General features: G+C 36.3%; 24 protein-coding genes and 1 pseudogene. 11 read left to right on the top strand and 14 right to left on the bottom strand.

Annotated elements, in window-relative coordinates:
- Positions 1-177: 177 nt before the first annotated feature.
- Positions 178-786: a LysE/ArgO family amino acid transporter gene (locus tag RCG20_RS20725; RefSeq protein ID WP_308182029.1), complete on the bottom strand. Its 609-nt coding sequence runs from the start codon at positions 784-786 to the stop codon at positions 178-180.
- A gap of 116 nt (positions 787-902) precedes the next feature.
- Between RCG20_RS20725 and RCG20_RS20720 the strand changes: the two genes are divergently transcribed.
- Positions 903-1,232 (top strand): hypothetical protein, encoded by a 330-nt coding sequence (locus RCG20_RS20720; protein WP_308182028.1) that lies wholly within the window; start codon positions 903-905, stop codon positions 1,230-1,232.
- Here RCG20_RS20720 and RCG20_RS20715 read toward each other — a convergent pair.
- Together RCG20_RS20715 and RCG20_RS20710 are read right to left on the bottom strand one after the other, a co-directional pair.
- Complete coding sequence (locus RCG20_RS20715) at positions 1,219-1,842, bottom strand: TVP38/TMEM64 family protein (RefSeq protein WP_308182027.1); 624 nt, start codon at positions 1,840-1,842, stop codon at positions 1,219-1,221. The two genes, RCG20_RS20720 and RCG20_RS20715, sit on opposite strands and share 14 nt — an antisense overlap.
- Positions 1,839-2,399 (bottom strand): RDD family protein, encoded by a 561-nt coding sequence (locus RCG20_RS20710; RefSeq protein WP_308182026.1) that lies wholly within the window; start codon positions 2,397-2,399, stop codon positions 1,839-1,841. Before RCG20_RS20710 ends, RCG20_RS20715 begins: the two co-directional genes overlap by 4 nt.
- 571 nt (positions 2,400-2,970) lie before the next feature.
- Here RCG20_RS20710 and RCG20_RS20705 point away from each other — a divergent pair.
- Positions 2,971-4,304: pseudogene (locus RCG20_RS20705) on the top strand (IS1182 family transposase).
- 301 nt (positions 4,305-4,605) lie between these two features.
- Here the strand turns inward: RCG20_RS20705 and RCG20_RS20700 are convergent.
- On the bottom strand, positions 4,606-5,481 hold the full coding sequence (locus tag RCG20_RS20700) for a C40 family peptidase (RefSeq protein ID WP_308182025.1): 876 nt from the start codon (positions 5,479-5,481) through the stop codon (positions 4,606-4,608).
- A 553-nt stretch (positions 5,482-6,034) separates the two neighbouring features.
- Between RCG20_RS20700 and RCG20_RS20695 the strand changes: the two genes are divergently transcribed.
- Complete coding sequence (locus tag RCG20_RS20695) at positions 6,035-7,234, top strand: TIGR04053 family radical SAM/SPASM domain-containing protein (RefSeq protein WP_374120491.1); 1,200 nt, start codon at positions 6,035-6,037, stop codon at positions 7,232-7,234.
- A 52-nt stretch (positions 7,235-7,286) separates the two neighbouring features.
- Here RCG20_RS20695 and RCG20_RS20690 read toward each other — a convergent pair whose 3' ends face one another.
- The 4 genes from RCG20_RS20690 to RCG20_RS20675 are packed head-to-tail and all read right to left on the bottom strand — an operon-like array spanning position 7,287 to position 11,535.
- A complete protein-coding gene (locus RCG20_RS20690) occupies positions 7,287-7,970 on the bottom strand; it encodes a DUF421 domain-containing protein (protein ID WP_308182024.1) in 684 nt (227 codons plus the stop codon).
- 28 nt (positions 7,971-7,998) lie between these two features.
- Positions 7,999-9,099 (bottom strand): Ger(x)C family spore germination protein, encoded by a 1,101-nt coding sequence (locus tag RCG20_RS20685; protein WP_308182023.1) that lies wholly within the window; start codon positions 9,097-9,099, stop codon positions 7,999-8,001.
- Positions 9,096-10,169 carry a GerAB/ArcD/ProY family transporter gene (locus tag RCG20_RS20680; RefSeq protein ID WP_308182022.1) on the bottom strand — a complete coding sequence of 358 codons (1,074 nt, stop codon included), beginning with the start codon at positions 10,167-10,169 and terminating at the stop codon, positions 9,096-9,098. Before RCG20_RS20680 ends, RCG20_RS20685 begins: the two co-directional genes overlap by 4 nt.
- A 25-nt stretch (positions 10,170-10,194) precedes the next feature.
- Complete coding sequence (locus RCG20_RS20675) at positions 10,195-11,535, bottom strand: spore germination protein (RefSeq protein ID WP_308182021.1); 1,341 nt, start codon at positions 11,533-11,535, stop codon at positions 10,195-10,197.
- 151 nt (positions 11,536-11,686) lie between these two features.
- Here RCG20_RS20675 and corA point away from each other — a divergent pair, with 151 nt between their 5' ends.
- The gene (gene corA, locus RCG20_RS20670; RefSeq protein ID WP_308182020.1) at positions 11,687-12,637 is read left to right on the top strand and encodes a magnesium/cobalt transporter CorA; all 951 of its coding nucleotides are present in this window, start codon (positions 11,687-11,689) and stop codon (positions 12,635-12,637) included.
- 539 nt (positions 12,638-13,176) lie between these two features.
- On the opposite strand, the gene RCG20_RS20665 is transcribed toward corA, so the two are convergent.
- Positions 13,177-13,674 (bottom strand): GNAT family N-acetyltransferase, encoded by a 498-nt coding sequence (locus RCG20_RS20665; RefSeq protein WP_308182019.1) that lies wholly within the window; start codon positions 13,672-13,674, stop codon positions 13,177-13,179.
- A 323-nt stretch (positions 13,675-13,997) separates the two neighbouring features.
- On the opposite strand from RCG20_RS20665, the gene RCG20_RS20660 reads away from it, so the two are divergent.
- Complete coding sequence (locus RCG20_RS20660) at positions 13,998-15,005, top strand: DUF3231 family protein (RefSeq protein WP_308182018.1); 1,008 nt, start codon at positions 13,998-14,000, stop codon at positions 15,003-15,005.
- 22 nt (positions 15,006-15,027) lie between these two features.
- The gene (locus RCG20_RS20655) at positions 15,028-15,483 is read left to right on the top strand and encodes a hypothetical protein (protein WP_308182017.1); all 456 of its coding nucleotides are present in this window, start codon (positions 15,028-15,030) and stop codon (positions 15,481-15,483) included.
- Positions 15,484-16,106: 623 nt separating this feature from the next.
- Here the strand turns inward: RCG20_RS20655 and RCG20_RS20650 are convergent.
- Entirely contained in the window at positions 16,107-16,682 is a 576-nt protein-coding gene (locus tag RCG20_RS20650) for a dihydrofolate reductase family protein (RefSeq protein WP_308182016.1), read from the bottom strand.
- A gap of 246 nt (positions 16,683-16,928) precedes the next feature.
- Between RCG20_RS20650 and RCG20_RS20645 the strand changes: the two genes are divergently transcribed.
- Complete coding sequence (locus tag RCG20_RS20645) at positions 16,929-17,267, top strand: site-specific integrase (RefSeq protein ID WP_308182015.1); 339 nt, start codon at positions 16,929-16,931, stop codon at positions 17,265-17,267.
- A 383-nt stretch (positions 17,268-17,650) separates the two neighbouring features.
- Positions 17,651-18,466, top strand: a complete 816-nt coding sequence (locus RCG20_RS20640) for a ZIP family metal transporter (RefSeq protein ID WP_308182014.1) — start codon at positions 17,651-17,653, stop codon at positions 18,464-18,466.
- A 116-nt stretch (positions 18,467-18,582) separates the two neighbouring features.
- Here the strand turns inward: RCG20_RS20640 and RCG20_RS20635 are convergent, their stop codons facing one another.
- Entirely contained in the window at positions 18,583-18,942 is a 360-nt protein-coding gene (locus tag RCG20_RS20635; RefSeq protein WP_308182013.1) for a hypothetical protein, read from the bottom strand.
- A gap of 395 nt (positions 18,943-19,337) precedes the next feature.
- On the opposite strand from RCG20_RS20635, the gene RCG20_RS20630 reads away from it, so the two are divergent.
- Positions 19,338-20,384, top strand: coding sequence for a M42 family metallopeptidase (locus RCG20_RS20630; protein ID WP_308182012.1), 1,047 nt, complete (start codon positions 19,338-19,340; stop codon positions 20,382-20,384).
- Between the two features lie 196 nt (positions 20,385-20,580).
- On the top strand, positions 20,581-21,072 hold the full coding sequence (locus tag RCG20_RS20625) for a C40 family peptidase (RefSeq protein WP_308182011.1): 492 nt from the start codon (positions 20,581-20,583) through the stop codon (positions 21,070-21,072).
- A 48-nt stretch (positions 21,073-21,120) separates the two neighbouring features.
- Here the strand turns inward: RCG20_RS20625 and RCG20_RS20620 are convergent, their stop codons facing one another.
- From RCG20_RS20620 to RCG20_RS20610, 3 genes are read right to left on the bottom strand one after another with little or no spacing between them, the layout of a single operon-like run.
- Entirely contained in the window at positions 21,121-21,954 is an 834-nt protein-coding gene (locus RCG20_RS20620) for a hypothetical protein (protein WP_308182010.1), read from the bottom strand.
- Positions 21,954-22,469 carry an anti-sigma factor family protein gene (locus tag RCG20_RS20615; RefSeq protein WP_308182009.1) on the bottom strand — a complete coding sequence of 172 codons (516 nt, stop codon included), beginning with the start codon at positions 22,467-22,469 and terminating at the stop codon, positions 21,954-21,956. Before RCG20_RS20615 ends, RCG20_RS20620 begins: the two co-directional genes overlap by 1 nt.
- A 5-nt stretch (positions 22,470-22,474) precedes the next feature.
- Complete coding sequence (locus tag RCG20_RS20610) at positions 22,475-23,008, bottom strand: RNA polymerase sigma factor (RefSeq protein WP_308182008.1); 534 nt, start codon at positions 23,006-23,008, stop codon at positions 22,475-22,477.
- Between the two features lie 306 nt (positions 23,009-23,314).
- Here RCG20_RS20610 and dltX point away from each other — a divergent pair, with 306 nt between their 5' ends.
- Positions 23,315-23,464, top strand: a complete 150-nt coding sequence (gene dltX, locus RCG20_RS20605; RefSeq protein WP_308182007.1) for a teichoic acid D-Ala incorporation-associated protein DltX — start codon at positions 23,315-23,317, stop codon at positions 23,462-23,464.
- Positions 23,465-23,469 lie beyond the last annotated feature (5 nt).

The following is a 23,469-nucleotide window of genomic DNA, read 5'->3' as shown; positions in this document are numbered from 1 at the left end:
TCCTTTCATTGTTTTTTACACATTTGGTCATAGTTTATTCATTTTTACTCGTTATGATGGTAATAGTTCAGGACGAACTCACCCCCATAATTTAAAATTTTTTTGGTATCCGGTCTAGGGCCGGATATTTTTTTGATATGTCACCATTTCATTTATACACTTTTTCTTTTAACCTTATTATTTAATTGAAATGGCAAGATATAGTGCCGTTCCCCACATGATAATGGCTGATACCTTATTAAGTGCTAAAATAAACCGACCAGTTGAATCGAGAGTTCCAACAATTCTCCCAGCAATTGACAGACCAAAAAACCAAAGCCATGATACAAGAATACACGCTAGAGTAAATACCACTTTTTCTGGACCTGAATAGGATAAAGAGCTTGTCCCAATTACTCCAATCGTATCCAGAATTGCATGTGGATTTAGTAATGAAACAGACGCAGCAAAGGCTATTTGCTTATTCGCTCCCAATAGTTGACCATCAGTTGCATTTGCACTTGGCTTGCTTTTCCATGTCAAATAACCCATGTATGTTAAAAATAAAATTCCCATAATAATTAGTATTGTTTTAATCCAAATAAAGCCTAAAACAACTGCTGAAACACCAAAAACAGCAAGCAAGATCAGAATGGTATCGCATATTGAGGCGGTTAACACAACTGGTAGGACATTCACCCATCTCATCTGCAAAGCTCCTTGGTTAAATACAAACACGTTTTGTACCCCCAAAGGTAAAATAAGCCCGAAGGCTAGTAGAAATCCATGTATTGCAGAACTAAACATCATAATTCTCCTAAACTTTCTAATTTTTATGTTGAAAATAAAATACATAAAATCCTCTATTATTTGATTAGATTCCTTAAACACTGTCAATAACAATAGTGACAGGAGGGTTCTGATTGAACGGAATCTATTATATTAATGAAAGTATTTCCCTAAGTGGCCACTCAAAGAATGAAAGTATTCAGTTTCAGAAAAATGCATTACTAGACTACATTAAGGACCAGCATATTCAAATTACAAAGCTAAATCGTTACCAGATCAATGATCACTACTCGATCCTTCATGCTCTTTTATATGACTTGAAAAAGAAAGGCATACAGATGGATTGCTTAATTCTTTTTGCACCAGAAGTGATTAATGAGTTTATTACGACTTATCCTGCTCGTTGGATTCTTTTAAAGAGTTTTTTTAGTGAAATTATTCTATTAAGAGCTAGTTCGTTTTAGACATTTTCCGATAGATAATTACAAAGTTAATCAGTCCCAACACTAGAATGTATACTCCATACATAGTGAATGAGAGCAGTTTGTTATTCGTGAAAGAAGCTCCAACATAGGATAGCAGCAAAATATTCGGAATTTTGCCAATCGTGGAGGCTAGCAAGAAGTTAAACCAATTTACTTTACTCAACCCACAGATAATGTTCACGATCGGAGCTGGAATAAGTGGAATTAAACGACTGGTTAAGATTGCAATAAAGGAGTTTCTATTTAAAAGTTCTTCATACTCCTTCACTTTTGGGTATTTCCTTAACCTCGACTGGGCCACATCTCTAAACCCATATCTACATAGAAAAAAGAAGGCCATTGTTCCAAACGTTGCACCTGCTAATGAAATGAATACACCTTGGGAAGTGCCGAAGACAGCCCCAATAATCCCAGCTAAAACTGGAAATGGAATAAGCGGAAAGAAGACACAAATCGCTACAAATAGCATACTAACCAGGATTGCCGTTGTTCCACCCTCCCTAATGATGTGTAACAACACATCCTTTTGGAGATAGCCGATGATAATAATCACGATTAGAATTCCAATACTACTGATTTTTTTTATCAAAATGAATCACGTCCACTTTTTGGTTTAGTTGAAATAGAAATGACCAGCGTACCAGCAATCCAATCGTAAAGAGATTTTCTATCTTTGTTTAAAACCGGCATATAGATATACAGTAAAACCATAATATTTACACCAATTAAAATTGCTAATAAAAATGTATCAGAGAAGTGAGAAGGCATTCTTAACCGCCATATCGCAAAGTGCGCAAGTTCCCATGGAATAAATTTAATAATGGTTCTGGTTAATGATCTTCGAAAACGAATCCGCTCCCCACTATCATTCGTTACCGCTAAACCCATTTTTCTTTTGCCAATACTCCCCATATGCCTTGAGGATTCACATAAAATAAAGTATAAGGTAATAGGTAATGTAATCAAAATTGCACCAGTGATTTCTGCAGTTGCCGCTGATGCTGTAAACAATGCTGTTAGGACAGGTTTAAATAAGAATGAAGCTCCCCATAGAATTAGGCCATATCCAAGAATCACTACATAATCAATCATTAATGCAACTATTCTCAATTTCAGGGGTGCAATACGGCCCTTTGTTGCCTTCATACCATCACCTATTTCTTATGAAAATAACTTACTTTACCTCAATCTATTCTCCAAAATTCTAAAAAGTTTACCTATTTCCATCTTTATTTATCATTAACGATTAATTGAATAGCACTTAATTTTTGGTGACAATACAGTTATTTAGCCAATGACTGTATTACCACTATATCTCGTTATTCCAATATATATCCAGCTTTTTTTCTATATCAGGCAAATTTGAATATAAGCCATACATTTTCGGCAGCAAAAAAAGGGCTTTCCAAAAAGACCCCAGGTTGTCGAAAAACCCTTCGACAGCTTATTATTTTGCACAGATTATTTAACAATTCACCGCGTTAATTCGTTATAATGATATTAGTATATTAGCTTTGTAACTGGTCTGTTGATTTCCGCTCCAGGCGCTCGCTTTCCGCGGGCGTGCCGGGAGCTTCCTCAGCGCTGAAGCGCTTGCGGGATCTCCCCTGCCCCGTACTCCCGCAGGAGTCGAGCGCCTTCCACTCCAATCAACAGAGTGTCTTTCAATAAAGAACTTACGTTCAACTAATAAATAATAAAAAAAGTGGTAAAACCAATGTTTAAGCCAAAAGAGTCTAGTCAAAATGAATATGAATTTGTATCTATTGATGAATTAGTACCTGATGACCATCTACTTCGTTTGATTGATAAATATATTGATTTTTCGTTTCTTCTAGAAAAAATCCGCCAATATTACAGCGATGATAATGGACGCCCAACTGATCCCCTTATTCATTTTAAAATGATGTTTATTGGTTATATTTATGTCATACCTGCTGAACGCCAACAGAGAGAGAAATTAGAACAAACGTTTCCTATCGCTGGTTTTTAGGTCTAAAATTCAAGGACTCTGTACCTCATCACTCAACGATTAGTTGGAATCGTCAACACCGTTTTAAGGATACTACTATTTTTCAGGAGATTTTTGATGAGATTGTACTTCTAGCAATAAATCGTAAGCTGGTTGGCGAACGTGTTTTATTTACGGATTCTACACATTTAAAGGCAAATGCAAATAAAAACAAGTTTACGAGACAAGAAGTGGAAGTAGATACTCGAGAATATTTTGATGACTTAAACAAGGCGATTGAAGAAGATAGACTTAAACACGGAAAAAAGCCATTAAAAGAATAGGACGAAGTAAAAGAAACTAAGGAAATTCGTGTAAGTACTACTTACCTAGAATGTGGTTTTATGTCCCGTGAAAATAAACAAGAAATGTTCTGTTATCTTGACCACCGAACTACGGATATGAAGTTAAATATAATTACTGACGTTTATGTTACACCTGGCAATGTTCATGATTCTGTTCCCTATCTTAGTAGGCTGGACCATCAGGTCCAACGATTTGGATTTAAGGTGGAAGCTGTAGCATTAGATTCAGGGTATTTTACAAATCCATTTGCAAAGGACTTTCTGATCGGAAAATTTTTGGAGTCATTGCCCATAGAAGATACCATCCTACTACTGGTTTATTCCCCAAATGGTAATTTACATACGATAAAGATCGTGACCTGTACATATGCCCCAACAACAAAGAATTAACATACAAAACTACAACCCGTGTGGGATATAGGGAATACAAATCTGATTCGAAGAAGTGTACGAACTGCCCATTTTTATCCCAATATACACGCTCAAAAAATAAAGTGAAAGTTGTAACACGACATGTTTGGGAGGAGCACAAAGAAAAGGTAAGGTTAAATCGCTTATCTAAATCTGGAAAAATACTTTATAAATTTAGAAAGGAAAAAATTGAGCGAAGCTTCGCAGACTCTGGAAGAGCTGCATGGGCTTCGCTATTACCGGTTACGGGGATTGAAGAATGCATCCGAGCATGCTCTCCTTACTGCCGCATGCCAAAATATAAAAAGATTGCAACACATTTAGCTAAATTGGAAAAAGTGTGTTGCAATACTTTAAGTTGATTTACCACCTGTTGATTGGAGCGGAGGGCACTCGACTCCTGCGGGATATAGAGGTCACTGGAGACCTCGCAGGCGGTAACGCCGAGGAGGCTTCAGGACCTCCCCGCGGAAAGCGAGTGCCTGGAGCGGAAATCAACAGGCCCATTTGCAGGGAGCTTTGATAAATTTGGTATTCGGACTCTGAGAAAATAAAAATTGCCGAGAAAAATACCCCTTTCTCGACAATCTGAGGTCTTTCCAAAAAGGCCCTTTTTGCCAGTCTATTAAAATACAGCTCTTGCACCTAGATACTTTGTTCTCCAATATGACGATGTCATATCAGTAATTGTCACACCATGTGATCCAGAATGAATAAATTTGTTGTTTCCGATAAATATACCTACATGTGATGGGCCTTTAGCATACGTTTCAAAAAACACTAGATCACCAGGGTTTGGAAATCCAACCGACGTTGTCTGGTTCCACTGAGCCGCAACCGTTCTCGGCAATGAAACTCCTACTTTATTATATACATAATCTACAAACCCACTGCAATCAAATCCAGAAGGTGTTACCCCTCCCCATGCATATGGAGTACCAATATATTTTTTTGCTTCAGCAATCATTGCCTGCACTTGAGAAACAGGTGCATCCAAGGTGGTTGCAAAAACTTGTTTTGGCGGTGCAGAAACTGGGGTTGCAATTACCTTAGTTACTGTACCTTTCACCTTAAGCACTTGTCCAATTTTTATCTTATCTGAATGTAGATTATTTAAAGATTTTAGAACAGTAACAGATATTTTATATTTTTTTGCAATTACCGATAAGGAATCTCCTGATTTAACTTTGTACGTTTGAGTTGTACCATTCGCTGTTTTAGCTAGAGTTACTTTTTTTGCGGTTTTAGTCTTTATCACTTTTTTTGATTTATGGCTTTTTGGAGCTATCAATGATAGTTTCTGATTAATTTTAATAAGATCACTAGAAAGATGATTCCACTCTTTTATTTGTTTAATAGAAACATGGTTTACTTTTGCGATTTTTGAAAGACTATCACCTGAACGAACTTTGTATGTACTTGCATCTGCACTAGCTGAACTTCCAAAAGCCGTAAACAAAAGCCCTGCGGTTGCCGCGACTGTGATGATATGTTTTTTCATGGTAGCACTCCTTCATTTCGTTTACAAATTTATCATAAAGGAGTTTTAGACCTGTTAATATCAATAAAATATGGGTGGTTAGGTAATTAATTCCCCTAGTGGAAATGATAGTACTTTATGTAACAAACAATAGAAAATCGTCCAAACCTTATAAAATAAGGTTTAACCATAAATTTTTCAGATAATTTACCTTAAATCTGTAATGTTCCTGTAATATATTTTTAATATTTCAAGATATTTTACAATTAGTACTATTTGACCAGTGTAAAAGTCCCTCTCTTTTTGGCCGATTCAAAACGAAAGTGGGAATGTAGAAATTTTGTAACAATCCATCCATGCACAGCTAGTTGATAAATTTATAATTAACCTATAGAAGCATCATTGAAATAGTAGAATCACATAAAGAAAACTTGGCTAGCGCCAAGCCTAAAGGCGTCGGCGATAGCCTAGTTGCACTTATGCGATGATTAGGCGTAGCTGCCCTTATGAACTAGCAGCATTTATGGCTATAAATTCTGATTAGCCAAAAAATTTATGAAAATTGGTGATGAATATGAAAAGCAATGGACATCCACATGGAATGGGACACCCCCATGCACAAGGAATGGGGCATCCACACGGACAAGGAATGGCAATCGATTATGATGAAAACCCGTTTATTGTTATTTGGGAAGTAACAAGAGCTTGCCAGCTTAAATGCGTCCACTGCCGTGCAGACGCCCAATTAGAGAGAGATCCGCGTGAGTTAACCCACGCAGAAGGGATCAATCTTCTTGATCAAATTTATGATATGAATAACCCAATGCTTGTTTTTACAGGTGGAGATTGCATGATGCGAGACGATCTTTTCGAACTTGCAGATTATGCTGTTAAAAAAGGAATGCGCGTATCGATGGTGCCAAGTGCCACTGACAATGTAACAAAAGAAAAAATGGCACGAGCTAAAGAAGTGGGGCTCTCACGCTGGGGCTTTAGTCTTGATGGACCTACACCAGAAATTCATGACCATTTCCGTGGGACACCTGGTTCGTTTGATCTAACGCTTGAAAAAATTAAGTATCTAAATGAATTAGATATGCCACTACAAATTAATACGGTTATCTCTCGCTACAATTACGATCATTTAGAAGAAATGGCGAAACTAGTTGGAGAATTAAAAGCGGTAATGTGGTATATTTTCTTGCTTGTACCTACAGGTAGAGGTCAACTTGACGCCTGCATATCACCTGTTGAACATGAAAAAGTATTCCACTGGCTTTATGAACTAAGCAAAACAGCACCATATGACATTAAAACAACAGCAGCGCAACACTACCGTCGTGTAGTTCTTCAGCAAAAAATGCGGGAGAAGAAAATTGAAAATGGGGAAATTCACTACGAAGATTCCATAACAACTGACTTTGCTTCAATGCATGACGGCTTAAAACGCGCACCAAAAGGGGTTAATGATGGTAATGGCTTTGCATTTGTTTCCCATATCGGCGATGTGATGCCAAGCGGACTTCTTCCAATTGTAGGTGGAAATGTTCGTGAACAACCACTCGCTGAAATCTATCGTGAATCAAAAGTGTTTAAAGAACTTAGACAGCCTGATAATTACAAAGGAAAATGCGGGGTTTGTGAATTCAATAAAATTTGCGGTGGCTCCCGTTCAAGGACATATGGAGTAACAGGCGATTATATGGAAAGTGAACCATTCTGCGTTTATATTCCACAAGCATTGAGAAACAAGGAAAACACTCCGACACTATAACATTTTTAAGAGGCACTCCAAATGGAATGCCTCTTTCTAAGCTAAGCAGAGCCTAGGAAGACCCCTTTTCACTTATAAAAACGTTCATATGATTATCTATTTGTGCAACTAATATATCTGAAACATTCTTGATGTTATTTTGCTCCAGAATACTTCGAACCCATTTTTCATCTTTTCCAATCGATTTTATCATGTTTGAAAGAATATTTCCGTCAATAATAAAGGTTTGCGGCAACCCTCTAGAAACAGAGCTGACCATTAGATCTCCGGTAGTTGTTAGGAGCTTATCAGCTTTTTTCAAGGCAGACACAGTTCCGTCCGTTTCTAAGAAAGCATATTCAATTTCATCTAGGTAAAAGATATCTTTCTTTCGAAGCTGAAACAGAAGATCATCAATTGTTAACCGAGCCTTTCTCATCTCCACCTCTAAAATTCTTCCTTCTTTTATTATGAGGGTTGGCACATCATTTAGGATTTTTCTTCCTCTATAAGATTTAAGAGCAATAAAATCTACGATGAAAGAAATTGCTGCAAATACAACTAACGAAATAGAACTTCTCCAAATAGGAATCTTTGCGGAAAAAATAACTGATCCAACCAATGAACCTAGTGAAATCCCTGCAATAAAATCAAAAAAGGTCATTTGAGAAATGAGTTTTTTGCCTAATATTCTTGATAAAATATATATGACAAAAAATGTGATAATCGTATTTGCGATAATGTGACTAGCACTCATCTCTTTTCACTCCTATATAATCAAAAATTTATTCAATTAATCCTGTATCTTCTATTTGAACATCCGTAATCACTTTATAAGTGACGTTCGGATAAAGCTGTTGCCACGTCTGCCAATCATTTTTACTAAAGTGCCTTCCACGATAATGGAGTCCAAATCCAATCGGGTCAACATTTTCCTTTTGCAGTTTTACAAGCAATTTCTTTACACTTTTGTTTATATCTTTTTCTGCTGTTTTTTCATAATCTGACAGTTTCGAATTTAAAGGTTTCATCAGCGACTCTTCCAGCCTTCCTTTTATCTTTACTTTAACCTTAATCATTGGATGGTTTTGATTGGCAGTATCCAATTTATAGCTAGTCTTAACCTTGTTTGTATCTATTAAAAAATACTCCTTTCCTTGATGTATCCTAATAGCACTTTTCCCTTCCTTAAGTAAAAAGAAGTTTAGATACTTTGTTTCTTCTGGTTTTAAGACTATTTTCATTTCTTTTTTATTAAAAATACCCACCGTATTCACTTCTAGTAAATCCTTTTTCGCTTCAACAATCGGCATAAAAGGGTCAAGCCCTTTTTCTGAAAATCTCTTTTTCAAATCAAACAAAAACTCTGGGATGATATAAGGAGTCTCAGATCCCTCAGTTCCTAGCGTGAGAAACAAGGCATTTGATGGTACTTGTTCAAATTTCGGCTTTACTTTTAAGACATCTAGTGCAGATGGCTTCCCAATTACTACCCAGGATATTTCTTGAAAATCTCTTCTTCTTGTAAGCCAATAGTAGAGGTGCGGAGGAAAATTTGGTTTTACAATATTTTGACTGAAAACAACTGCTTTTGCTTGGCTAAAATCTACTTCCTTATCCACTTTTGTTTTGATAATTCTTACCGCCTCAGCCATGGTATCTGCTTCCTCTGAAACGATGATAAAGTCATTTGGTTTCTTTTCAACATTAGGAATGGCAAATTTAAGACTAACTAAATATTTTTTCAAATGACCTTTTGCAGGATCGATCCCGACACTAACGACAAAAAAACGTTTATCGATATCCTTATAACCACAACCACCTAACAAAAAAAATGAGCCCGACAAAGTAATTACTACAAGAATCCATTTTCCAAAAGGCTTCATGTCTTTTGCCTCCTCGCCAAAAAGAGAAGTAATGCTGCTACAAAGGCTTCAAATATAAACCGCCCATTTAACCAATAACTCGAAATTTTAATCAATTGAAGAGCATTTATTTTCCATTCAGCAACTATGGATAAACATATAAAAATAGCGAAAATAATCCATTTTTTTTTCTGGCTAGGCTCTTCTCTTGATACTCCTTTAAGAAATTCGAATGCAACATGCCAGTGCAGCGAAGTACTTAGCAATGTGATACTGGTATATAGCATTAAAAAAATATATAATGCCCTTTCAATTGGACCGTAAACGATTCGTAAACAATCCGCAGTTGAAATCCATGGATAAAGATATTCTTGTACACTATCTGCACCATGAAATCCTATTGGAATGAAAAATGTAGTAAATAGATTAAATATAACGAGGAAAAGGATAATGAAATAATTTTTTCCCTTTATTTTGTTTTTAAAAAGCCGGTTAATAATTAACAGATTAAGGTAGCCCGAATATGCATACGTAGCTGCGGCTATTGATGTAAAACTTGGTCTCATAAATATGTGAGTACCCACTTCAAAGACCGAGTCCCAACTAAAATATTTACTAGTAAATGCTTTAAAAACAATAAAAAAAGTGAGTGGAACATTTATAAATAAAATGATTTCTATCAAATACATCACTTTTTGCGATGGTAACTGGGCAACAAAACAAATAGCACCTAAAAAAAGGACCGCTAAGAGAATCTCGGATATTTCAGGATTAATAAATCTTTTAACAATATCTACAAATCCAAGCAATGAAAGGAGACCGGCCGAAAACCATATGCACGAAAAACAGACAAGGATAGCTATTTTAATTTTTCGGTTGTTAAAATGATTTAAGATTTCTGGAAGGCCTTGTTCTGGAAATTTTGACATGGCCTTGTTAAAGACAAAACACAGGGCTAAACCAATCGGAATAGCAATCAAAATACCCAGTACTGCTCCTTCAAAACGGTATGTCATCAATATTTTTGGGACGAAGATAATGATATTGGTTAGCATGTTTAGCAAAATTAAATAGATAAAATATCGATTCATAATCCTCCCCCCAATAAAAAGCTCGCTAATTATTTGTTGATTTGTTTTGCATTAAGGTTAGAAACGGTTGCCCAAAGCTATCAAGGCTAACCATATACGCAACGAGAATGAAAAAACCAATCACAACACCGACAAGACCATAAAAAGTGGAAAGAATTAATAAAAAGTATTTTGCTAATCTGACGGCAAAGCTAAAGGCATTAATCGGAATAACAAAATTTGAAATAGCTACTGCAGATACAATAATAACCATGATATTACTAACAAGTCCTGCTTCAGTTGCTGCTTGTCCTAAAATCAGACCGCCTACCGTTGTTGCAGTTGGCCCAATCGCTTTTGGTAACCTGGCACTTGCCTCTGTTAATAATTCCATCGTAATCAACATAACTAAAACTTCAATGAATGCTGGATATGGAACAGCTGTGCGACTTCCGGCGATCGACAAGGCTAATTGAACCCTATAAACCTCAGGATTATACGCAGTTGTCGCAACATACAATGCAGGTAGAATAATACTTGTGAATAGCCCCGCATACCGTAAAAAAATTAAAAAATGCCCTACCCAATACGTTTGGTAAATATCTTCCATTGAGGCCATAAAGTCTTTTAAAACGGTCGGTAAAATAACTGCGAATGGTGAACCTGTCACAAGTAAAGCAACTTTTCCAGCTGCAAGGTTTACCGCCACTCGATCCGGTCGTTCAGTAATCAACATGACAGGAAACAAGGCCCGATTATTTTTCTTAATTAAATCTAGCAGTTGTTCTCCAGACTGGAACATTTCTATATCAATTGAAGACAAAAATTTTCTTACATTGTTTAAAACTTCTTGATTGACCGTTTTGTTATCAAATATGGTAAGCACTTTTGTCTGAGAAATCTTTCCTATCTTTGTCGATTCCATATTTAAAGTAGGTTGTGGATACCGTTGTCTAATCAGCCCTAGATTTGTTCCTAAGCTCTCACTGAACCCTGATTGCGGGCCTTGTATGGTTGTCTCAACGGTAGTATCTAATACCGAACTATTGCGATCCATTTTTAAATCAAAAAGAAAAATCCAATCTTGAATGAAGAGAACAACCGTGCCTCTAGTCAACTCATCAAGAGTCTTTTCTTCATCTTCAAACATCTTTACCTTTGGATGGGATTGTAGATAATCTAGAAATAATTCAGTTTTCACCTCATAAAATGGCTTGATTAAAAGATCCTGAACTTGAGTTTCATCACTAAGCGTTTTAACATAGAAAATATTTATCGTTTCGACTTTTGTGTATAATTCTTTAAAAATAACATCTTCAGTTTGCTGAATCTTTTCTTTTAAAGAATCCTGAATATCCCGGGTTGAGCGTGCTTTTCTAAAAGACATAATCAGTACCTCGCAAGTCATAATTTCCTTATTTATACCTTCCCTATTTGGAAGAGTTTTTATTCTATGTAAAAAAGTACCCGTGAATTGTTTGATTAACATTGTAATTTCGTGATATTTTTAAGGAAGAACAAAATGATAGGGAGTAGCTATGATAAGAACAATTGCAGTTAATCATCAAAATGAATTAATAAAAGACATACAAGTAGAAGAATTGGTTAAAGGGGATTATTTATGGTATTGGATTGACTTTTTTAATCCAGATGAAAAAGAAATTGAACTCTTGCGGAATCCTCTTAATTTCCATCCTTTAGCAATAGAAGATTGTATCTTTACTTTGCAACGGCCAAAGCTGGATTATTATGGAGATTATAACTTTTTTGTCATCCAAGCAATAAACCAAAAAACAGTTACTAGAGAAGAAATAAATCTATTCCTTTGTGAAAAATATGCAGTAACCTTTCATCACAAACCTTCAATTGAAATTGACGAGGTATTTCATCGTTTCAGTTCTGGAGCAGATATTAAAAAATGGGATCCATCACATGTACTTTACTATGTACTTGATAAAATGGTTGATAATTACTTCCCTGTCGTTTATCAAATCGAAGATACTCTTAGTGAAATCGACGAGAATTCTAAGGGCAGATCAATGGAAGCACTTCTGGAGGATTTATTTAATACAAGGCATGATCTCTTAGCACTGAGACATACCGTTACTCCGATGAGGGATCTTGTTTACCGGATTATTAATTCCCAGAGGTTTGCGGGAATTCAAGGGAAAATTGAGTATTTTTCTGATATCCATGACCATTTGTTAAAACTAACAGAAATGATTGAAGCAAATCGAGAACTAACTACAGATATTCGTGACAGTTACATTTCATTAAATTCCAATGAATCGAATCATGTAATGAAGGTCTTAACCGTTATTACAACAATCTTCATGCCCCTTACGTTCATTGTCGGTGTTTATGGAATGAATTTTCGTTATATGCCTGAGTTAAATTGGAAATATGGCTATTTCGGAGCCTTAATCCTCATGTTCCTAGTGGGAGCCGGAATGTCTTTGTGGTTTAGTAAAAAAGGCTGGTTTAAATAGGAGACTCTAACATTTAGATACTCCTATATTTAGTTAAAATGAGGGTAAAGTAAAAAGTCATTTTGTAAACGGTCTTCTTACTTTACCCGTTGATTTCCGCTCTGGGCACTTGCTTTCCGCGGGGAGGGATGGAAGCCTCCTCAGCGTACCGCCTGTGGGATCTCCCATTCCCTCTATTCCCGCAGGAGTCAAGTATCCTCCGCTTCAATCAACTCAGGTGGATAAACCTGAAAACATCCTTTATAAATATAAAAAAAGAACAGATATTCTCTGTTCCGAGCATGATTAAGATCTATTCGTAACTGCTATGAAGGACTTTTTCCATCTCCAATTAATGACTTTGGGCCTTCATCACCTGTATGATTCCACTAGACGATTAAAAAAAGGATTTCGGAAATCATTCGTGCTCTCGTTGCTCACGGGCACGATTATACTCTATTCTGATTGTTGCATAAAACCCTTGTTCTATTAACTCTCGTGTATCTCCTGTGAATTTTTGAAAAGAACCTCCACTCCACTTCTAAAGAATATCGGCCTTGTTATACAAATAACACCATAAGTTCATCATCAAAATATGTATTATCAACTTTTAATGCGTTTTTATCTATTCCATAAGTCTCGAAGCCTAAAGATTTATACAGGTTTTTTGCAGGCTCATTATTTGAAACAACTGCTAAGTAAATTTGTTCAATTCTTTCAATTTTTTTTGCCTTCTTAATTGCTTCGATCATTAAATTTTTCCCATATCCAGCTCTACGTTTTTCAGGGTAAACATACATCGCAAAAATAGTAGCTCTATGTTTTAATTTATTTTTCTTTTCAATAACTAAGGTAACCACACCTACTAATTGTTCGTTATCAAATGCACCAAAAGTAAAAGACTCGTCTCCCTTCAACCTACTCTCAAATTTTTCCAAAGGATATTCCTTCTCCTCATCATAGCTGGAACTAAAGACTTCTGGATTGCTCTGTAATGCTTTTAGCCTAATACGCCTATACATTTCTGCACTATTTGGTTTTAGTATTTTAATTTCCATAACTGCCTCCAATTTTAATAATGGAAAAATTATTTTATAAAAATCTTCCACTCTTTCATTTTCATAATAAGATAGAAACTCCATTACTTCTTCCCTAGGTACGTAAACTTTCCGACATTTTAACTAATACTATATTTAATGTTATTTTAAATTTCCATTTCCTTTTTCATCTTCCTGTTAGTATTGGTCTATTCTATGCTCTCGCTAAAAATCCTTTCTTAAAAACGCGCAAACTCTGGTATGTTCCACTTCCATTAACATGTTATCAAAATAAAAATAATAACTTATTTTGAATTGGTAAATAATACTCAAGAGGTGATTATATGGATAAGGAAAAATTAAAACTCACATCTTCCGAAATTGGAACACTGTGGGGAGAGTATGTAAACGGAACAATGACAGATGTAGTAAATAGATATATGTTCTCAATTATTGAAGATGAGTCAATCAAAGCCATTTTTGAGGATGCTATCATAACCTTCGAAAAACAAAAGAAACAACTTGTAACTTTTTTTGAGAACGAAGGGTTTCCAATTCCAATAGGATTTACTGAATCTGACCAAAATATTGGTGCAGAAAGATTGTTCACTGACATATTTTGCTTAAATTATTTACATGTCATGACTTTACATGGTTTGCTAGGACATACTACCTCCTTAGGCGTTTCAGTCAGAGAGGACTTACGCTATTTTTACGATTCATGTGATAATGACGCAAAAAAAATGTACCATCGAACCATTGAGTTATTGCTTGAAAAAGGCAATTTTCAGAGAGACCCTTTATTTTATCCTGCCAAGAACCCTGAATTTATTTCTAGCCAGGATTTTATCGATGGATTTTTTGGAAAAGGAAGACGTTTAGCTGCAACAGAAATAATAACTATTTCTTTCAACCTTAAAAAAAGTATTATGGCAAAAACTCTTTCTATCGGGTTCAGTCAGGTCGCCCAATCAAAAGAGGTAAGAAAGTTTTTAGAGGATTCCGAGAAAACGGCTGATAGTCAAATACAATCCTTTTCAAAAATAATGCACTCAGATAATTTACCAGCTCCAAAGTCATGGGAAACAGAGGTAACAACTTCAACGGACTCTCCTTTTTCCGATAAGTTAATGATGTATCATATTGGATTCTTGTATCAAGCTGCACAAGCATATCACGGGTTAGGCTTAGCATCTGCAATGCGAACAGACCTTGTTACAGCTTATGAAAGCATCATTCTAAAAAATCTAATGGTAACTAAAAAATGGTTTGATATTATGGTTCAAAATAAATGGTTAGAACAACCACCACTTGCTCCTAATCGAAAAGAAATTGCAAAAGAAAACGAATAATAATGTTACTTTGGTATGTAAAATGAAGAAAAGTGTATTTGAAAAACTAATGTGGAGTATTGCACTTCCTGGTTTCGGACAGTTTTTAAACGGAAAATATTTTAAAGGTACCGTATTATTGTTTCTTGAATTTCTAATCAATATAAAGTCCCATTTTAATGGGGTCATAATTCTAAGTTTTCATTGGCGCATAAAAAATGCAATCGAACATGTCGATTATCAGTGGCTGATGTTTTATCCTTGTTTGTACTTTTTTTCAATGTGGGATGCGGTGAAAGATACAGGCGGTGGGAAAGACCCTTATTCTTTTCTACCGTATGTTTTCGCTGCTTTTTTTGTAACACTCGGATTGATTTTATCCTCAAACTTCACAATATTTGGAGTGTTATGGGGTCCCGTGTGGCTTCCGATGTTGTTCGTTTTTCCGGGGATTTTAATTGGAATGATTATTAGAAAAATCTTGAAAAAAGTGACTTAAAAAACTAAGCAGTTCCGTTTTTGTGGAGAAACATTTCAAATAGCATACCAATTAAAGGACTGGCAATACCAATTGTCAGTGTGCCAATTAGGGTATTAATGTTCATCATAAATTCGATGAACCCGAAATTACTTTGGAAAACCGGATGATTCCTTCTTCACAAAGGTGATGAAGCCGAAATCTCTTTTTTGTATGCTATTTATACGATTATTTAGATTTTCCTCCACGTTATCGGAACTACTTATTAAAAACTATCCTCTTTTTTCTTTTGGCTATGTTAATGAATAATGTTGATTTTACGCTATAAGAAAGGAACACCTAATTTACAGGAGTTCCCCCTATTATCTTCTTACGATGGAAAGCGTTAAAAAATTAACTGTTGGTTTCTATATTTGGGTACCGCCAACATTTTAACGAAAATATACGCTAAGCCCTGAATTGCGTCCGACTTGATGTTTCTCCTTACTCTACTCTATGCTAAAACGACACGATCATCCGACAAACTGAATTAGACTGACTCGTAAAAAAAGCAGTGACGGACTAGGAAATCGAAAGACCTAGACTGCCGCTGCTTTTATTGTGCTAACGTAATCCGTTAGCATAATCTACTTTAGGAGACAAGGTCATCTAACCGTCTGGTAAACGAGGCCTATTGCTCCTGAATCAAATGTCTTGTTTTCGATAAGTTTAAGATTGATCTTCTCCTTGAGACCTTGGAATAACGGCAACCCGCTGCCGATCAGGACGGGAGAAACCGTAATTTTATACTCATCTATTAAATCAAGCTGCATAAGGTAGTGTGCGAACCTAGGACTGCCGAGGATGACCATATCCTTGCCTGGCTGCTGTTTGAGGTTCTTGATCTCTTCCTCGACATCTTCTTTCACCAGTCTGGAATTGTTCCATTCGACTTTCTCCAGCGTCGTGGAAAAAACGATTTTGGCTGTCTTTTCGATCCACTCGGCATGATTCCGTTCATACTGCGAAGCTGATGGGTTCGAAGGCACAGATGGCCAGTAACTGTGCATTAACTGATAAGTCCCACGTCCCCAAATGACAGTGTCGGCAGTACTCAGAATTTCTTTCGCGTGTTTCTCCAAATCAGCATCGTAGGAAATCCAGCCAATGTCCATTTCACCGTTCGGCCCTTCTACAAAACCGTCAAGCGATGCGTGCAGAAATAGAACGAGTTTTCTCATTTTCAGTTCTCCTTTGTTCATGAGGGATATCTTATACATTAACTACATTTTAGCATAATTCAACTTGAGTTGTTTCTTATGGATTGCTAATCTAAACTGCCCATTCGTAATCCCGCACATATGACCGCTAATTAATATTAGCGGTCGTTAGGTAATTTCAAAGCATACACTTGATGTCCACTATGTTTCGGTTAAGAAAAGAATACTTTGTCCGCTAATGTAAGTCAAGATTTGGAGGCTTTGCTAATGAGAGAGGCGACCGTAATTTCGGAACAGGGCGAGCAGACGATTCAGGACTTCATTCAAGCTCTTACCACCCACGAAGATTTGAATCCCAAAACACTGAAAGAGTATGCAAGTGACTTGAAACATTTCATAGGCTGGTTTGAGACAGCCGCCCACCAAGAGGTAGGTGTCATATTTCAAATTGAAGATGTGGCTACTCCAACATTAACACGATACCGGGAAGCTGCACAAAAAGTAATGGAATTGAAACCGGCGACCATTAACCGACGGCTTATAACCTTGAAACGTTTTTTCGAGTGGGCCGTGTCGGAATTCAGGATTCGCCGCGACCCTTCGTAGCCAAATTGGTTCCGGAGAAAAAAGTTCAGTTACTTCTTGAAAAGGTTCACTTGCTGAAAATGACGCAAGAGAATTGATAAAGAATTCTTTTAAACGGTGTAGCTTCTCCCTTTTAGCCAATAAAGAAAACTTGCCGATTGTCGAGCACATAAATGCGATGGCAGAGGCGTAGTTGCCCCTTATGCGTGAGCAGAATTTATGGATATAAATTCTGTTTAGCGAACAATAAACGAAATCTCTATTGGAATACCTCCCCTTAGCCACACATACAATCAGCTAGATTGAATTCCCAAAGTTCAATTCCAACTTTTCTATTCTCTCTTGTAGCAAATCGCCCATTTTTACGTATTATAAAAAAGCACTGTAATTATGGAGGGGTTGCCATGATCGATTTTTTTTCAAACCTTGATCCCATTCTTCAAGCATTGCTTGCTACATGTTTTACGTGGGGAATGACGGCACTTGGAGCAGCACTGGTTTTTACCACTAAAAAAGTGAATCAAAAACTATTGGATGGTATGTTAGGCTTTGCTGCAGGGGTAATGATTGCCGCCAGCTTTTGGTCACTTATCTCACCTGCACTTGAAATGTCTGAAGGAGGGCCACTTCCAAAATGGTTTCCAGCTGCTGTTGGCTTCCTTTTAGGCGGAATGTTTTTAATGGTAATTGATAAAGTTTTACCACACTTACACCCGAATGCCCCAATTGAAGAGGCAGAAGGTATTCATCCAACAAAAAGGCATCGCAGTACGCTTTTGGTACTCGCCATCACGCTCCACAATATTCCAGAAGGCCTTGCCGTTGGAGTTGCATTTGGTGCAGTCGCAGCAGGCTTTGGATCCGCAACACTTGCAGCAGCATTGTCATTGGCAATTGGAATTGGGATCCAAAACTTCCCCGAAGGTGTTGCTGTATCAATGCCTTTAAGACGTGATGGCATGTCACGCCTTAGAAGTTTTATGTATGGACAGTTTTCAGCAATGGTTGAACCGATTGCTGCAGTTATCGGTGCTGTAGCTGTGACGTATATACAAGCCCTATTACCATATGCATTAACCTTTGCGGCAGGAGCAATGATTTTTGTCGTAGCCGAAGAAGTTATCCCAGGCTCGCAGGAAAATGGAAATAATGATCTTGCGTCTATTTCTCTAATGGTTGGTTTTGTGGTAATGATGATTCTTGATGTTGCGCTCGGATAATTTTGTTCGAGCCACTTTTTTTATCCACCATTTTTCTAATTAACCCGCTAACTTCCTGCGCATTAAGATAAATCAAGAGCCAGTCCTTGGACTGGCTCTTGTAATTATTCATTCTATTATTTTGATCCCCAATTTTCATAGGTGACGGTTCCACCAGTCAAGTCAATTGTGTTTCGCTCCCCTTTGTAAAAGGTCTTTCCTTCTTTTTTGACAATTAATTTTTCATAAGTAAATACATCACTACCATTTGGTAAATGAACGACTACTTTTTTACCAAGGTTTTCTTCAGGTGCTTCAATCCGAATTGTCTTTTGCCAATATTGTTGGGTGACGAGAACCCCTGCTGATAAAATTAGGCAGGACAGAATGAAAAAGAGTGGACCTTTCCAATGAATTTGCTTTGGCTTGTTATGGTATAGTTCTAATCTGGTAATTTTTCTTCCCTCCGATTTAGCGAAATAATTTTCTATTCTCAAAAAATAGATGTCATTTTAAAAAGCTGCTATTTACCAATAAATAGTTGGATGTTTATTTTTATGTGATTAGCAGAGATAAGCGGTATTAGAGAGGCCTCTTTGCCCCATTTCTTTATGCGACCCTTAAATTAGGGCTCGCTATCATCAGTCGTGCCCAATTTTTAAACTATTATGCAAATTTGGGTAAAGAAAACTCGCCGATTGGCGAGCCCCTAAGGGCGATGACAGAGGCGTAGTTTCCCTTATGCGCTAGCAGAATTTATGGATATAAATTCTGATTAGCTAAAAAATTAATTGGTACTCCTTAAAATATGCATGAACAGCCTGAAAATTGACTGTAAATTTCAATATGAATGTATAATAGTAAGGAATACAAATTGAAAGGAGACTTTTAAATGAACTACCCAGATACAGAACAGACCATGAAATTAGTAGCTAATTTAGTTTCAATTCCAAGCCCTACTGGTAATACATATGAAGTGATTACATTTGTTGAAAAGTTTTTAAATGAATTACAAATTAAGACGATGAGAAATCATAAAGGTGGATTAATTGCGACGATTGAGGGAAATGATTCCAGTAAACATCGAATGCTGACAGCCCATGTGGATACACTTGGTGCCATGGTTAAAGAAGTAAAGGCAAGTGGTCGGCTCAAAATTGATTTAATTGGTGGATTTAAATTCAACTCCATTGAAGGAGAATATTGTCAGATCGAAACAAACAGTGGAAAAAAATATACAGGTACTATCCTTATGCATCAAACTTCTGTTCATGTCTACAAAGATGCTGATAAAATAGAACGAAATCAAGAAAACATTGAAGTACGGATCGATGAGAAAGTACATAACGCTGAAGATGTTAAGGCGCTTGGTATTGAGGTTGGTGATTTTATCTCCTTTGACCCACGTGTGCAAGTGACATCAAGTGGCTTTATTAAATGCCGTCATTTAGATGACAAAGCTAGCGTTGCGATCCTCATGCAACTAATCAAACAGATTAAAACTGAAAACATTTCCTTACCATACACCACCCATTTCTTAATTTCCAATAATGAAGAAATTGGTTATGGCGGCAATTCTAATATTCCAGAGGAAACAGTTGAATATTTGGCTGTTGATATGGGTGCCATTGGAGATGGACAATCAACGGATGAATATACAGTTTCGATTTGCGCGAAGGACGCAAGTGGCCCTTATCACTATGAATTAAGGAAAAAATTAGTTCAGCTGGCCGAAGAAAATCATATTCCATACAAATTGGATCTCTACCCATTTTACGGTTCAGATGCCTCTGCCGCTATTCGCTCTGGACATGATATTGTTCATGGTTTAATTGGTCCTGGCATTGATTCCTCACATGCCTTTGAACGTACTCATCAATCCTCAATCGAGAATACGGCAAAACTTTTATATCATTATGTCCAATCAAATTTAATCTAAAGAGACATGGTATGCGCGAGCAGAATTTAAATCCATAAATTCTGCTTAGCTAAGAAAAACCAAGTTTTTCCCAAGTATTTTGTCGATTACATCTACCTTTTTTGTCGAGTAAATATTTTGAAAGTTTTGAAACAAAAACTAGTTTTCCCACGACTAATAGGTAACAAACAAAATAGAAAAGTTTGGGGGAATTCATATGGTAGTGGCAAATTTGTCTAAAGGCATTCTAGCAAGTCTTTCTATCTTTACACTAGTTATAGCCTTTCTTTTCACTCCATTCCTTCATAAAGCAGAAGCATCTACTTCATGGGGGCAAGAAGTGACAGCGGTTGCAGAGCTATATCTTGGAAATGCATATAACTGGGGTGGGAATACACCGACAGGTTTTGATGCATCTGGTTATACTCAATATGTTTTTAAAAATTCTGCTGCTGAACTGAATCTACCACATTCCTCAAAAGCACAATACAAACTTGGGACAGCAATTCTTCAAAAAAACCTTTTAGAAGGAGATTTAGTTTTCTTTAAAACGGGCGGAGAAAATGTCAACTTTGTTGGAATCTATCTAGGAAACGACAAATTCTTAGCTGTAACCAAGAATAAAGGAGTCTCTATCCAGTCTATACATTCAACATATTGGAAGGATCGGTATGTAGGAGCAAAAAGAGTATTAAAACAAGATGAATAGATAGATGAAAGCCGGTAGATTTCCCTACCGGCTTTCTAATTTTAAACCTCATTTACGTTTCTTTATCCATCTATCTCGCATCCACATGATCATTAATCCGCATGAAAGCCAAAAGACAGATAATAATACAATCCAGCCGAAAAATGGGAAATTGAAAATGGACACTAAAACAAATGCCCCCGTTAGATTGATAACCCAATTTGCTGGATTTAATTTTGCTAAAAGGTTTTCTCCTATCATCCGGCTAATCATAGCAAGTCCAATCAAAAAGAAAAGTAGTGGTGGAATTGCTAAAATAATCGCAATTGGAATGCCAATGACAGTGATTACCAGAAGTAGAATAATTCCTGCAAAAACGAAACTTGCAATCACACCCGCAAGGATCATTTTTCCTGTTTGCCCTTTTATCCGATTTAAGCTTTGTTTACCCTTATTTTTTAACAATTGGCCAATTAAGATGGATAGCAGGATGACTGCTACACTTAGAACAAAACGGATAAGCCAGGTTCCTAATAAGAGTGCTGCACCAATTAGCAAATGATTTAACGTGTCATCCTCGAATTTAAGAGCCAATATATTTTCTTTAACGAAGGAACCAGGTTCTTGTTGAACATTTCCATTAATGACTAGGACGATACCGTCGATTCTTGCTGTTTTGGATATTTTCAAATTTCCATTTATTACGATCGCGGAAATATCAACTTTACCTTTAATGTCGATATCATGCCCTAGAACAATAACATTATCTACTTTTTCATTAGTCGGAAGAATGGTTTCTTTCTCATTTAAAAAATTCTTATCTGCAGCAAAAGCCGGTTTTCCGACTACCCCTGACATTAACAAAATAAGGATCATGCCAATGAAAAATTTATTTCTTACCATTACAGATCCCCCGTCCTTACCGTGTTTCCCATTGTTTTCACTACAAACCTAAGGGCAATAACAGCCAAAATGATCAAAACAAACAATATAATTGAAACAACCTCAATTACATACGGAATAGCAGAAAGAATGGATGGAATTGCATAAACTAGCCCACTTCCAATACTAAAGAGTGTATGGAAAATATGAAGTCCCATTGTTAAGAATGGACCAGTCATCACAATAAACAACAAACTAAAAGTTATCATCACAAGTAGTGCATTCCGATTAAATATACGGGAAGTGTTCACTGCTAACCTTTGTGAAATTTTAGCCATTATTTGATCCTCAATCAAATCTGGAATATCTAAAAACTGATATTCCGCAGTCAGTTGGTTCTTTAAAAAAGATAATTCATATAATTCATTTTGACAATCGGGACAATTGGCTAAATGCTTTTCCACTAAACACTTTTCATCCCCGCTTATTTCTTCATCAATATATAATGAGAGTAATTCTCCAATATGTTCAGACATTTAACTCACCCTTTTTGTAGTTCTTTCCGCAAGTTCTCCCGAGCAGCGTTAATTCGTGATTTTACAGTGCCAAGTGGAATTTCTAACATCTCACTAATTTCCGAATAGGAGTAACCCTGTATTTCTCTTAAAATTAAAGCATTTCTTTGGTCCAATGGTATATTTTGCAATGCTTCTTTTATAGTTATTTTTATAACCGTTTGATCAATTGGCGATGGACCCTTTGAAACCACATTTTCATCAAGTTCTTCTGATTCTGCAGCTTTTTTCTTAGTCAATTTTTTATTTTTATCATAGCAGAGATTTGTCACAACTTTTGTCAGCCATGAGACAAAGGCATATTCATTTTCAAGCTTTGGCAAGGAAAAATAAATTTTAACAAACGCTTCTTGAGTAACATCCTCAGCCTCCATTCGATCATTCAATAAGGCAAATGCATGACGGAAAACGGTGCCTTTATAGACCGTAACCAAGTGCCTGAAAGCATGTTGATCCCCTTTCTTGGCCAGGGAAATTATTTCATGTAAATCACTTACCACATTTTTTCAGCCCCTACCTACATTACATAGCCTAAAAATCTGCTACCCTTAGAAAAGACTTTTTATTTTAATAAAAAGTTCATTTTGCATTCTAAAGTTTAACGATAATCCCACTCTAATTGCAAATCTATGCAAATGCTGTTCCTTTTGATCAGAAGGTATGGCATACTAAAGACTTCGATTAACAAATTTTAATGTGCTTCTCATCTAATTTTAATGCAAGTTTTTTCGAACAGCATTATGATTATCTAGGCAATAAGGGAATGTTATCCCTACTCAAAAAAATTTCTAGGAGATCTTAGAGCCATGCTTACTAAATGGAAAAGTTTTTTTCAAAATCAACATGTTAAATGGACTAGCCGGTTCTTGTATTATTTACTGATTCTCCTTTTATTGTTTTTTATGTATGGTTTTAACGATGCAAGTGCTGGCTCCTATATATATAACGATTTCTAATCGTG

Origin of the sequence: Neobacillus sp. PS3-40, assembly GCF_030915485.1 — a bacterium.
Classification (GTDB): Bacteria; Bacillota; Bacilli; order Bacillales; family Cytobacillaceae; genus JAUZPL01.
The sequence above is the reverse complement of the archived record's forward strand: the minus strand, read 5'-3'. Positions and strand labels throughout refer to the sequence as shown.

Bases quoted from the DNA above. Each gene is read 5' to 3' on its own strand.
- RCG20_RS20725 (WP_308182029.1), bottom strand. From the start codon at position 786: ATGTTTAGTTCTGCAATACATGGATTTCTACTAGCCTTCGGGCTTATT.
- RCG20_RS20710 (WP_308182026.1), bottom strand. From the start codon at position 2,399: ATGAAGGCAACAAAGGGCCGTATTGCACCCCTGAAATTGAGAATAGTT.
- RCG20_RS20700 (WP_308182025.1), bottom strand. From the start codon at position 5,481: ATGAAAAAACATATCATCACAGTCGCGGCAACCGCAGGGCTTTTGTTT.
- RCG20_RS20695 (WP_374120491.1), top strand. From the start codon at position 6,035: ATGAAAAGCAATGGACATCCACATGGAATGGGACACCCCCATGCACAA.
- RCG20_RS20690 (WP_308182024.1), bottom strand. From the start codon at position 7,970: ATGAGTGCTAGTCACATTATCGCAAATACGATTATCACATTTTTTGTC.
- RCG20_RS20685 (WP_308182023.1), bottom strand. From the start codon at position 9,099: ATGAAGCCTTTTGGAAAATGGATTCTTGTAGTAATTACTTTGTCGGGC.
- RCG20_RS20680 (WP_308182022.1), bottom strand. From the start codon at position 10,169: ATGAATCGATATTTTATCTATTTAATTTTGCTAAACATGCTAACCAAT.
- RCG20_RS20675 (WP_308182021.1), bottom strand. From the start codon at position 11,535: ATGTCTTTTAGAAAAGCACGCTCAACCCGGGATATTCAGGATTCTTTA.
- corA (WP_308182020.1), top strand. From the start codon at position 11,687: ATGATAAGAACAATTGCAGTTAATCATCAAAATGAATTAATAAAAGAC.
- RCG20_RS20665 (WP_308182019.1), bottom strand. From the start codon at position 13,674: ATGGAAATTAAAATACTAAAACCAAATAGTGCAGAAATGTATAGGCGT.
- RCG20_RS20660 (WP_308182018.1), top strand. From the start codon at position 13,998: ATGGATAAGGAAAAATTAAAACTCACATCTTCCGAAATTGGAACACTG.
- RCG20_RS20655 (WP_308182017.1), top strand. From the start codon at position 15,028: ATGAAGAAAAGTGTATTTGAAAAACTAATGTGGAGTATTGCACTTCCT.
- RCG20_RS20650 (WP_308182016.1), bottom strand. From the start codon at position 16,682: ATGAGAAAACTCGTTCTATTTCTGCACGCATCGCTTGACGGTTTTGTA.
- RCG20_RS20645 (WP_308182015.1), top strand. From the start codon at position 16,929: ATGAGAGAGGCGACCGTAATTTCGGAACAGGGCGAGCAGACGATTCAG.
- RCG20_RS20640 (WP_308182014.1), top strand. From the start codon at position 17,651: ATGATCGATTTTTTTTCAAACCTTGATCCCATTCTTCAAGCATTGCTT.
- RCG20_RS20630 (WP_308182012.1), top strand. From the start codon at position 19,338: ATGAACTACCCAGATACAGAACAGACCATGAAATTAGTAGCTAATTTA.
- RCG20_RS20625 (WP_308182011.1), top strand. From the start codon at position 20,581: ATGGTAGTGGCAAATTTGTCTAAAGGCATTCTAGCAAGTCTTTCTATC.
- RCG20_RS20620 (WP_308182010.1), bottom strand. From the start codon at position 21,954: ATGGTAAGAAATAAATTTTTCATTGGCATGATCCTTATTTTGTTAATG.
- RCG20_RS20615 (WP_308182009.1), bottom strand. From the start codon at position 22,469: ATGTCTGAACATATTGGAGAATTACTCTCATTATATATTGATGAAGAA.
- dltX (WP_308182007.1), top strand. From the start codon at position 23,315: ATGCTTACTAAATGGAAAAGTTTTTTTCAAAATCAACATGTTAAATGG.